Source organism: Nocardiopsis potens DSM 45234, assembly GCF_000341105.1.
GTDB classification, from domain to species: Bacteria; Actinomycetota; Actinomycetes; order Streptosporangiales; family Streptosporangiaceae; genus Nocardiopsis_A; species Nocardiopsis_A potens.
In genome coordinates this window covers 66,179-76,742 of record NZ_ANBB01000009.1, presented here as the reverse complement: position 1 = coordinate 76,742, position 10,564 = coordinate 66,179, and the positions used below count along the sequence as shown (strand labels likewise).

At 77.6% G+C, this 10,564-nt stretch carries 12 protein-coding genes; 10 read left to right on the top strand and 2 right to left on the bottom strand.

Going from position 1 to position 10,564, the window contains the following annotated elements:
• The first annotated feature begins 397 nt into the window (after positions 1-397).
• The 5 genes from D459_RS0103935 to D459_RS0103915 all read left to right on the top strand — a co-directional run bounded on the left by D459_RS0103935 (position 398) and on the right by D459_RS0103915 (position 3,929).
• Entirely contained in the window at positions 398-733 is a 336-nt protein-coding gene (locus tag D459_RS0103935; RefSeq protein ID WP_017591695.1) for an ArsR/SmtB family transcription factor, read from the top strand.
• Positions 733-1,488: a cation transporter gene (locus tag D459_RS0103930; protein WP_040709173.1), complete on the top strand. Its 756-nt coding sequence runs from the start codon at positions 733-735 to the stop codon at positions 1,486-1,488. The genes D459_RS0103935 and D459_RS0103930 overlap by 1 nt, the downstream gene beginning before the upstream one ends.
• Before the next feature lie 97 nt (positions 1,489-1,585).
• Positions 1,586-2,194: a methyltransferase family protein gene (locus tag D459_RS0103925; protein ID WP_017591693.1), complete on the top strand. Its 609-nt coding sequence runs from the start codon at positions 1,586-1,588 to the stop codon at positions 2,192-2,194.
• Between the two features lie 98 nt (positions 2,195-2,292).
• Entirely contained in the window at positions 2,293-3,306 is a 1,014-nt protein-coding gene (locus D459_RS0103920) for a methyltransferase (RefSeq protein ID WP_017591692.1), read from the top strand.
• 146 nt (positions 3,307-3,452) lie between these two features.
• Positions 3,453-3,929 (top strand): DUF4188 domain-containing protein, encoded by a 477-nt coding sequence (locus D459_RS0103915; RefSeq protein ID WP_017591691.1) that lies wholly within the window; start codon positions 3,453-3,455, stop codon positions 3,927-3,929.
• A gap of 116 nt (positions 3,930-4,045) precedes the next feature.
• Here D459_RS0103915 and D459_RS0103910 read toward each other — a convergent pair whose 3' ends face one another.
• On the bottom strand, positions 4,046-4,417 hold the full coding sequence (locus D459_RS0103910) for a hypothetical protein (protein WP_017591690.1): 372 nt from the start codon (positions 4,415-4,417) through the stop codon (positions 4,046-4,048).
• Positions 4,418-4,471: 54 nt separating this feature from the next.
• Here D459_RS0103910 and D459_RS0103905 point away from each other — a divergent pair, with 54 nt between their 5' ends.
• The 3 genes from D459_RS0103905 (at position 4,472) to D459_RS0103895 (ending at position 6,899) form a co-directional block, all read left to right on the top strand.
• Positions 4,472-4,963: a DoxX family protein gene (locus tag D459_RS0103905; protein ID WP_017591689.1), complete on the top strand. Its 492-nt coding sequence runs from the start codon at positions 4,472-4,474 to the stop codon at positions 4,961-4,963.
• Between the two features lie 102 nt (positions 4,964-5,065).
• A complete protein-coding gene (locus tag D459_RS35780) occupies positions 5,066-6,112 on the top strand; it encodes a hypothetical protein (protein WP_017591688.1) in 1,047 nt (348 codons plus the stop codon).
• Between the two features lie 22 nt (positions 6,113-6,134).
• Complete coding sequence (locus tag D459_RS0103895; RefSeq protein ID WP_017591687.1) at positions 6,135-6,899, top strand: class I SAM-dependent methyltransferase; 765 nt, start codon at positions 6,135-6,137, stop codon at positions 6,897-6,899.
• Between the two features lie 424 nt (positions 6,900-7,323).
• Here D459_RS0103895 and D459_RS0103890 read toward each other — a convergent pair whose 3' ends face one another.
• Entirely contained in the window at positions 7,324-8,523 is a 1,200-nt protein-coding gene (locus D459_RS0103890; RefSeq protein WP_017591686.1) for an MFS transporter, read from the bottom strand.
• A 129-nt stretch (positions 8,524-8,652) separates the two neighbouring features.
• Here D459_RS0103890 and D459_RS30675 point away from each other — a divergent pair, with 129 nt between their 5' ends.
• Complete coding sequence (locus tag D459_RS30675; RefSeq protein ID WP_017591685.1) at positions 8,653-9,456, top strand: AraC family transcriptional regulator; 804 nt, start codon at positions 8,653-8,655, stop codon at positions 9,454-9,456.
• Positions 9,457-9,617: 161 nt separating this feature from the next.
• Positions 9,618-10,532, top strand: coding sequence for a Rossmann-fold NAD(P)-binding domain-containing protein (locus D459_RS30670; RefSeq protein WP_017591684.1), 915 nt, complete (start codon positions 9,618-9,620; stop codon positions 10,530-10,532).
• Positions 10,533-10,564 lie beyond the last annotated feature (32 nt).

The window sequence follows — 10,564 nt, the reverse complement described above, 5'->3', positions numbered from 1 at the left end:
CGGGCGCCCCGCCCGCTGGCCAGCCCGCCATTCCCGATGGAGCGGCTGGCGGCCCTGTAGCGGGCCGGGCGGTCGATCCTCCCCAGGCCGGGGCCCGGATTCACGGGCCCCGGCCTTTCCGTTGATCCCGGCGCCGTCGCCGTCTCAAAGCCGGAGGGTTTCCAGCGTCCGTCGCAACACCGCACACCAGAGGACAGGTGGGCACCGGCCGGCCTGAACCCCCGCCCCGTGGGGCGCCGCACTCGGTCGGGGCACCTCCCGCCCCTTATCCCTATCCCTCCCCGAGCCCTGAGTTCCTCGTTGCAACGACCACTTGACGGCAAGCCGGTTGAGGCGGCGGAGGCACGGCCTATAATTCAGGGTTTTCTGAATTCAGGAATCCGTGTACGCTCGGGGCATGCTCCAGATCGCCACCGACATCGACGCCCTGGCCCGCTTCGGGCGGGCGCTGGCCGACCCGATCCGCTGCCGGGTGCTGCTCGTGCTGCGCGACGGCCCGGCCTACCCCGCCGACCTCGCCGAGGCGCTGGGCATCGCCCGCACCCGGCTCTCCAACCACCTGGCCTGCCTGCGCGACTGCGGCCTGGTCGTCGCGGCGCCGGACGGCCGCAGGGTCCGCTACGAGCTGGCCGACCCGCGGCTCGGCCACGCCCTGGACGACCTGCGCTCGGCCGTGCTGGCCGTGGCCGCCGACACCACCTGCCCCGACGCCGAGGCCGAGGGGTGCTGCTGATGGCCGCCCCCGCCGGAACGCGCCCCGGCGCCGACCGGGCGGCGGTGCTGACCCGCCGGATCCGGCTGCTGGTGGCCGCGACCATCGCCTACAACGCGGTCGAGGCGGTGGTGGCGATCGGCGCGGGCGCCGCCGCCTCGTCGGCCGCGCTGATCGGCTTCGGCCTGGACTCGGTGATCGAGGTGTCCTCCGCGCTCGCGGTGGCCTGGCAGTTCTCCGCCCGGCAGGCGGCGGTGCGCCGGGCCCGGGAGAAGAGGGCCATGCGGATCATCGCGGTGGCGTTCTTCGCGCTGGCCGGCTACGTGGCGGTGGAGGCGCTGCGCGCGCTGCTCGGCGGCGGCGAGGCGGAGCCGTCCGGGGCGGGCATCGCGATCGCCGCGCTGTCGGTGGCGGTCATGCCGTTCCTCTCGCTGGCACAGCGCAGGGCCGGCCGCGAACTGGGCTCGGCGTCGGCGGTCGCCGACTCCAAGCAGACCCTGCTGTGCACCTACCTGTCGGCGGCGCTGCTGGTCGGGCTGGTGCTCAACGCGGTGCTGGGCTGGTCCTGGGCCGATCCCGCGGTCGCCCTGCTCATCGCGGCCCTGGCGGTGAAGGAGGGCCGCGAGGCCTGGCGCGGCGACGCCTGCTGCGCGCCGTCCGGGATGGCCGTCGCCGCCGGCGCGGACACCGGCGCCGAGGGGGTCGAGGGGGCCGGGGAGGAGAAGGCCGAGGCGGACGCCTGCGGGTGCGCCCCGGGCTGCTCCTGCTGCGGCTGACATGCGGAGGCCCGCTCCGGGGGCGCGGCCCGGAGCGGGCCTCCGCATGTCAGAGAGGCACCCGCCGGAGGGCCAGCGGGCGGATGGGGAGGTTCTCATGGCACTGGTCGCCCTGGCGGTCTACATCGCCGGCCTGGTTCTCGCCTTCGGGGTGCGCTCCTGGCTGGCCTGGAAGCGCACCGGCGACACCGGTTTCCGCCGCCCCCGGGACGCCGCCTTCACCGCCCCCTGGTGGGGCGCGGTGCTGTTCGCCGCGGCGCTGGTGCTGGGCCTGGCCGCACCGGCGGCCGCCGCGGCCGGGGCGCCGCCCGCGCCGCTGGCGCTGCCCGCGGCCGTCGGCCGGACCGGGCTCGCCGCGATGATCGCGGGCCTGGTGCTGGTGCTGGTCTCCCAGGCCGCGATGGGGGCCTCGTGGCGGGTCGGCGTCGACGCCGGCGAGCGCACCGGTCTGGTCACCACCGGAGTGTTCGCGCTGGTGCGCAACCCGGTGTTCACCGCGATGGGGCTGCTGCTCGCGGGTATGGCCGCCGCGGTTCCGGCGCCGCTCTCCGCCGCGGCGCTGGCCGCCTTCACCGCGGCGGTGCAGATCCAGGTCCGGGTGGTGGAGGAGCCCTACCTCGCCGCTTCGCACGGGGACGCCTACCGGCGCTACGCCGGGCGGACCGGGCGCTTCCTGCCCGGCCTCGGCCGGCTCGGGCCCCGGTAGCAGGGGCCCGAGCGGACGCCTCCGCCCGGGCCCGGCGCCCCTCCCTCGCCCGCCGGCGCCTGCGCTACCCTTTCCGCTCCACTGAGCGAGGAGGCGCGATGAGCGATGGAGACGGAGACCGGGCGGAGGGCGCCGACCTGGGGCGGCTGGCCGACCTGATCACCCCGATGGCGGTGCGGACCGCGGCCACGCTGCGGCTCGGCGACCACATGGCGGAGGGGCACCGCACCCCGGCGGAGCTGTCCGAGGCCGCCGGCGCGGACCCGGACGCCCTGGGCAGGGTGCTGGAGCACCTGGTCCAGGTGGGGCTGGCCGAGCGCGACGGCCGGGGCCGCTACGACCTGGTGGGCGAGGGCGGGCGGCTGCGTTCGGACCACCCCCGCTCGGTGCGTGCCGTCCTCTCCGCCGAGCACCCCATCGCCAGGGCCGACCTGGCCTTCGTGCACCTGCCGCACAGCGTGCGGAGCGGCGCCGCGTCCTTCCCCGAGCAGTACGGGCGCGGGTTCTGGGAGGACCTGGCGGCCGACCCGGAGCGCTCGGCGGTCTTCGACGCGCAGATGAGCTCCGACGTGTCGAGCGTGGCGCCGGAGATCGCGGCCGCCTGCGACTGGGGGCGGCTGGGCAGCCTGGCCGACGTCGGCGGGGGCGACGGGACCCTGCTCATCGAGCTGCTCAGGGCCCACCCCGGGCTGCGCGGGGCGGTGGTCGACCTGGCGCCCGCGGCGGAGCGGGCGCGGGCCCGGCTGGCCGCGGCGGGCCTGGCCGACAGGGCGACCGGCCTGGCCGGGGACTTCTTCGAGGAGCTCCCGGTCGGCTACGGCGGCTACCTGCTCTGCGCGGTCGTGCACGACTGGGACCGGCCCTCGGCGGTGGCGATCCTGCGCCGCTGCGCCGAGGCCGCGGGGCCGTCCGGGCGGGTGTTCATCGCCGAGCACACCGGGGAGGACGGGGAGTCCCCGGACACCTGGATGAACCTGCGCATGCTGGTCTACTTCGGCGGCAAGGACCGGGGCGTCGGCGAGCTGGTGGAACTGGCCGATGAGGCGGGCCTGGACCTGGTGGCGGCCCATCCGGCCGGGGTGATGACGGTGGTCGAGCTCCGCCCCCGGTAGGCGGCGGCGCGGCCCGGCGGAGACGCCGGGCCTTTTTTCTCCTTGACTTTGGATAGTGCCGCTCTCCATTATTGGAGAGTCGAACTATCCAATATGTCCCGTGAACCGCTCGGGGGTGTGTGGTGCCGAAGATCGAGAACGGGCGCATGACCCATCGCCACGAAGGCGAACTGGTCGTGTTCCTCATCGGAATGACCATCAACAGGCCGTGGCGGCCCGACCTGTGGCTGCCGGTCTTCACCGCCATGCCGGGCATGCTGCGCGAGCTCTCCGCCGACCCGGAGTCCGGCCTGCTCGGCTACCGGCTGACCCTGGAGGGCCTCAACCCGACCGTCATCCAGTACTGGAGGTCGAAGGAGGAGCTCTACGCCTACGCGGCCGACCGGTCCGCGCGCCACCGCCCGGCCTGGGCCGAGTTCAACCGCCGCGCCGCCGAGGCGCCGGGGGCCGTCGGCATCTGGCACGAGACCTACCTGGTCGACCGGGCCGAGTCGGTCTACGTCGGCACCCCGGAGATGGGCCTGGCCCGCGCCACCGAGCGCATCCCGGTCCCGCGCGGCCGCAACCGCGCCCGCGAGCGGATGGCCGACGGGCGGACCCCCGCCGGAAGCGGAAGGCCGTAGGCGCCGCTCCCGCGGACCCCAGATCGCAGCGGGCCCGCGGGAGCGGCACCGGTCGCGGGGCGGGCGCCGCGGATCGCCGTCCGCCCGGCGGCCTCACCCGGGCGGGCGGCCCGCCGTCACTCCGAACCGAACAGCCGGACGACCAGCAGGAGGCCGCCGGCCGCGACCAGCGGGAGCGCGGCCAGTGCCGCCAACGCCGCCCACCGCAGCCGCCTGGACAGCGCCCAGCCGGCGGCGACCACCGCGGCCTCCAGCGCGGCCAGGACGTAGAAGGCCGTCGAGGCCGGGTGGTGGTACCCCTCCCGGGTCGCCCGCGCGCAGGCCTCGGTGGCCTCGCCCAGCGCGCACGGCGGGGGCACGTTCACGAACATCCCGAGGTAGGCGGTGCCGCCGACCAGCGGGACGGCCAGAAGGGCCGCGGTGATCAGCGCCGCGAGGGGAAGGCGGCGCGGCTCCGCCTCCGCGCGCTCGGCTGTGGAAGACGACATGGCCGGGAGGGTAGCGAACTTCGCATCCCGGTGGATATTTCACGAGGAGTACTCATGGAACCGCTCATCACCCTGATCGCCGTCACCGCCCTGCTGCTCGCGGCCGGCGCGCTGGGGGTGCGCGCGCTGCGCCCCTGGCCGGTCGCGGTCCGGGGCGGACTGGCCGCGATGTTCCTGCTCACCGGCGCGTCCCACTTCATCGGGATGCGCGAGGAGCTGATCGCGATGGTCCCGCCCGCGCTGCCCGCCCCCGGACTGCTCGTCACGGTCACCGGTGTGCTGGAACTGGCGGGCGCGGCCGCGCTGCTCTCCCGCCGGACCGCGCCGTGGGCCGCGGTCGGCCTGTCCGCGCTGCTGGTGGCCATGTTCCCGGCCAACGTGCACGCCGCCCTGAACGGCGCGCCCACCGGGATGGTCAGCGACGAGCTGCTGCCCCGCACGCTGATGCAGATCGCCTTCCTGGCCGCGACGGTGTCCGTGGCCGCCGCCCACCGGGACGGACTGCGCCCGCCGGCCCGACCGAAGGAGCGGGAGGCCGCCCGCTGACCTCTCCGGCCGCCCCGGCGCGGCCGATCTCCCCCGGCGGGGGGCCAAGATCCCCCCGGCGGGGGGAGGGTCGCGCGGGCCGGGTCCGGCAGCCTCGGGGGCATGGGCGGAGCACGGGAAGCGGGGCGGAGCCCCTGGGCGGTCGGGGCGGCCGGGTTCGCGGCCGGCTACGGGCTGCTCCGGCTCTACTGGGCCGCGGGCGGGCGGTGGGGCTACTCGGCGTGCGGGCCGGCCCCGGAGGCGGCCGAGCTCGCCACCGGGTGCGGCGCCGCGCGGCTGGAGGCGCTCCCCTTCTGGCAGGGCTGGGGCGCCGCCGGACTGTCCGCCGCAGCGGTCGCGGCCGCGGTGCTGCTGCTCACCGGCCGTCGGGCCGGCCCGGCCGCAGCCTGGGCGGTGTGCGCGGCCCTGGTCGTGCTCTCCTTCCCGATGCACCTCGTCTTCCAGGTGCCCGCGGCGCTGCTCGGCAGGCCGACGGACTGGCCCGACCTGGCGGACCGGGCGCTGCTGCTGGCCGGCGGGCTGCTGTTCGGGCAGGCGGCGTGGGCGGCCGGCCCCGGGCCCTGCGCGCACCCCGCACCGGCCGGCCCGCGACCGGTACCGGGCCGGCTCCGCGCCTGGGCCCATGCGGCCTGCGCGGTCCCGCTGATCGGCTGGGGAATACCGCACGCACTGTGGTTCCTGGGCGTGCCGTTCGGCATCGGCGCGGAAGGGGCCGCCGCGATCAGGCAGGACATCGGCGCCGGGCTCGCGCTGGCGCTGGTCCTGGTACCGGTGCTGGCCGGGCAGCTCGCCGCGGGCCTGGCGCACCCGTGGGGCCAGGTGCTCCCCAGGCGGCTTCCCCGCTGGGGCGGCCGGGCGGTGCCCCGCCGGCTCGTCCTGCTTCCGGCCGGCGCGGTCGCGGCCGCGCTCACCGCCTACGGGGCGATCAGCACCTGGACCCTGGTCCGCGCCCTGGTGGAGGGGGAGGCCGACGCGGCGTCGGTGGCCGCCGACTGGGCGGTGTCGGGCACCCTGCTGGTCTTCCTGGCGTGGGGGCTGGCCCTGGGAGCGGCCGTGGCGGAGTACGCCCGGCTCACCGACCCCCGGTGCGCGAAGTGCCGGAAGGGGAAATCTCGTCTCGCAATTCGAGACGGAGATTCCAATAAATGAGATGTCGGGTTAGGTTGGCGGCATGAGCGGACGAACCTGGAACGCAGAGCTCTACGACACCAGGCACTCCTTCGTCGCCGCCTACGGGGGCGACCTGCTGGAGCTGCTCGCGGCGCGCCCCGGGGAGCGGGTGCTCGACGCCGGGTGCGGCACCGGCGAGCACGCGGCGCGGCTCCGCGAGGCCGGCGCCGAGGTCGTCGGGGTCGACGCCAGCCCCGAGATGATCGACCGCGCGCGCGACCGCTTCCCCGGACTGGACCTGCGCGTGGCCGACCTGCGCTCGCTCGGCTCCGACGGCTCCGGAGGCCTCGGCGGATTCGACGCGGTGCTCAGCAACGCGGTGCTGCACTGGATCCCCGAAGCCGACCGGGCCGCCGCCTCGCTCGCGGCGGTGCTGCGCCCCGGCGGCCGGCTGGTCGCCGAGTTCGGCGGCGCCGGCAACATCGCGACGATCGACGCCGGAGCCCGCGCCGTCCGCGCGGAGCAGGGGCTGCCCGACGTCCCCTCGCCCTGGTACTACCCGGACCCGCAGGAGTACACGGAGGTACTGGAGCGGGCGGGGTTCGAGGTCGCCGAGGCCCGGCTGTTCGACCGTCCCACCCGGCTGGAGGGCGAGGACGGCCTGGCCCAGTGGCTGCGCATGTTCGCCGCGCACCTGTCCGGCGGGGCCGGCGACGAGGAGGCGTTCCGGGCGGCGGTGGCCGACCGGGTCCGCGCCGACCTGTACCGGGACGGCGCCTGGTGGGCCGACTACCGCCGGCTCCGGGTGACCGCCGTCCGGCGCTGACCCCGGCGGGATCGTCGCCCGCGGCCTCGGCGGCCAGGCCGGTCGGAGGCCGCCCGCCGGCGCCGGGCCGCAGGCCCTGGCCTGCCGATGGGAACTCCCGGGGCGGCCGCCCCGGGCACCGGCGGCGGGTGGGCTCGCCCCGCCCGGGGCGACACCGCGCGGACACCGGCACGGCCCTCCCGGCGGAGCCGCAGACCGGCGGATCCGTTGCCCGCGGCCCCGGCGCTTCGGCCGGCCGGTGAGGAGCCCGGGCGCGGCGGCCTCGGGCGGAGCGGCGGTGCGCGGACACCGGCACGGCCCTCCCCGCGGATCCTCGGACCGGCGGAGCCGGTGCAGTGAGTCCCGGGGCCGACCGCAGGCACAGCGGTCCGGGCGCCGTCACCGCGCTGGCCTAGCGGCGGCGGCGCCCGGACCGCCGACCGAGTCAGCCGCCGCGCCCCCGTTCCGGCAGGGCGAAGGAGAGGGCCAGGGCGGCGACCGCCAGCGCGGCCACCACGCCCTGCGCCCACGGCAGGCCGCGGGTGTCGGCGATCCAGCCGAGCAGCGGGGCGACCACGCCGCCCGCCGAGACCGCCAGCCCCAGGGTGACCCCCGAGGCGGTGCCGACCCGGGTCGGCAGGTAGCTCTGCCCCAGCGTCGTCTGCACCGCGAAAGGCAGGAAGATCCCGGCGGCCAGCCCGGCCGCGGCGAGCAGCGCCGCCCACGCCGCCGGGGCGGCGGCGAGCAGCACCGCCGACGGCAGCGCGACCGCGTACCCGATCCGCACCGCGAGGGTCCGCGCCCACCGGTCGGCGATCCAGCCGCCGGCCACCGTCGCGGCCGCGCCCACCGAGAGGAAACCGGTCAGCGCCCACCCGGCCTGCGCCTCACCGAACCCGAACCGCTCGATCAGCGACAGGCCCAGCAGCGACGTGGTGCCGAACATCATCACCGAGCGCAGCACCACCACCCCGGTCAGCCGGGCGAACGCCGACCAGTCGTCGGCCGGCTCCGCCCCGCCGCCGCGCCCGCCGGCCGCGCGCGCCCGCTCCCCGGAGGCGAACCGCCCCAGCGCCGCGAGCACCCCCGCCATCAGCAGGGCGGGCACCGCGAGCAGCGGCGTCCCGGCCAGCCCGAAGGAGAGCACCACCGGGGTCACCGCCACCGGGCCCAGCGCCAGGCCGATGTTGCCGCCCACCGCGAACCAGCTCATCCCCTGCGCGGACGGGCCGGCGACGGCCCGCACCGCGCTCGCCGCCACCGGATGGTAGGCGGCGACCCCCAGCCCCGACAGCGCGATCGCCGTCCAGGTCCACCAGTAGGAGTCGCCCAGCCCGGACAGCCCGACGCCCAGCCCCGCCAGGAGCAGCCCGGCCGGCGCCGGCCAGTGCACCCGCCACCGGTCGGCCGCCATCCCGAACAGCGGCTGGGCCACCGAGGAGAGCACGGTCGCGGCGAACACGATGCCGGTCGCCGCGGCGTAGCCGTACCCCTGGTGCAGCACGAAGAACGGGAGCAGCGCGGGCACCGCCCCCTGGTACACGTCGTCGACGAGGTGGCTGAGCGACAGCAGGCCGATGGCGGAGCGCCGCCGGGCGGCGTCCGGGGCCGCCGCGGGCGCGGCCTCGGCGGATGTGTTCGACACGGCGGCCTTTCCGGGTTCGCGGGCGGCACCCGCCCACCGGGCGGGAACGGTGCGGGACCGGTCGCGGCCGGCCCCGCACCGACTCTGCCCGCCCTGGCCCGCCGCGGGAATCCCGTCTACGCTCCGATCATGCCGGTTACCCGCCAATCCGCGACGACCGCCCGCGAGCTGGTCGACGGCGGCCGCGTCGACCGGCACCGGCACGACGGCGTCCAGGCGGTGTTCCCCGGCTCCGGCGTGCTGGCGGTGACCACCGCCGCGGGCTCCTGGGTGCTGCCCGGCGGCACCAGCGCGATCGTCGTCCCGGCGGGCATGGCGCACGCCCACCGCGCGCACGGGCGGACCCGCCTGCAGACGGTGATGCTGCCGGAGAAGGCCTGCGCCGACCTCGGCCTGGACGCCACCGAGCCCCGGGTGGTCCCGGTCGGCCCGCTGGCCAGGGAGGTGATCAACGCGGCCACCCTGGAGGGGCCGCTCGATCCGCGCCGCGGCGCCCTGCTGGCCGAACTCCTCGCGGTCGAGCTCGCCCGCCCCGGCGCGGGCGGCACCCCGGCGGCGCTCCTGCTCCCCCGGCCCCGCGACCCCCGGCTGTCCGCCGTCGTCGACGCGCTGCTGGCCGACCCGGTCCGCGGTTCCCTCGCCGAACTCGCCCGGCGCACCGGGAGCAGCGAGCGGACCCTGTCCCGGCTCTGCCGGGAGGACACCGGGATCTCCTTCCCGGAGCTGCGCACCCGGATCCGGCTGCTGGCCGCGCTGGTCCACCTCGCCGACGGCGGGACCGTCACCGCCGCCGCGCACCGGTGCGGCTGGTCCAAGCCGCACTCCTTCATCGAGGCCTTCCGCCGGGTCCTGGGCACCACCCCGGGCCGCTACCGCGCCGGCCTGCACGGAGCCGCCGCCCGGGACGGCGGGGCGTTCTCCCCCGGCGGTTAGCGCGGGCCCGGCCGCCGGATGCGGTGCGTCCGGCGGCCCCGGTCGGCCGATGCGCCGACCGCGCCGCGAACGCTCGGCGCCTTCGCCCGCCGCGGCCGCCGGGGCGGCGGAACCCCCGGTCCCGCCGCGGGCGGTTCCGGCCGGTGCGGTTGAATACCGCGATGGACTCCTCCGCCTCGCGCCCCGACGGGCACCTCATCGACCTGTACGACCTCGGCCCGGACGGGTTCGCGGCGGTGCTGGACGCCGCCGGGCGCTGGAAGGGCGGCCCCCGGCCCGCCCCGGCGCGGGAGCGGCCCCGGGTGGCGACCCTGTTCACCGGGGCGGCGTTCCGCACCCGGCTGGCCTTCGACACCGCCATCGCCGAACTCGGCGGGCGCCGGCTGGACCTGCCCGACGGGCTGACCCGGCGGGAGCCGATGGGCGACGCCGCCGCCGTCCTCGCGCACTACGCCGACGCGGTGGTGGTGCGCACCCCCGACCACGCGGCCCTGGCCGAGCTGGCCGCGCACAGCGCCGTCCCGGTGGTCAACGCGATGACCTCCCTCGGGCACCCGTGCGAGGTGGTCTCCGAGGCGTTCACCCTGGCCGAGCGGTTCGGGGCGTTCCGCGGGCTGCGGATCGCGTTCGTCGGCGGCGACGGCAACCTGTGCCGGTCCTGGCTGGAGGCGGCCGCCGTGGCCGAGGTCGAGGTGGTGCAGGTCTGCCCGCCCGGCCGGGAGGCGCCCCGGGAGGTGCTGGACCGGGCGGCCTCCGGCCCGGGTGAGGCGGGCGTGGTGCACGACCTCGCCGCCGGCCTGGCCGGGGCCGACGCCGTCTACACCGACGTCTGGCCGGAGGAGGCGCGGGTCCCCGGCGAGGCGCGCGAGGAGTTCGCCCGGTTCCGGATCGACCGGGCCGCCCTGGACCGCGCCGCCGGCCGCGCCGTGCTGATGCACTGCATGCCGGTGCGCCGCGGCGACGAGGTCACCGCCGAGGCCTTCGCCGACCCGCGGTGCATCGCCCTGGAGGCCAAGGGCAACCTCGGCCCGACCCACACCGCGATCCTCGACCGCCTGCTGGCCGGGGGCGGCTGAACCGCAGCGCCGCCGGCTTCTCCCGGCGGCGG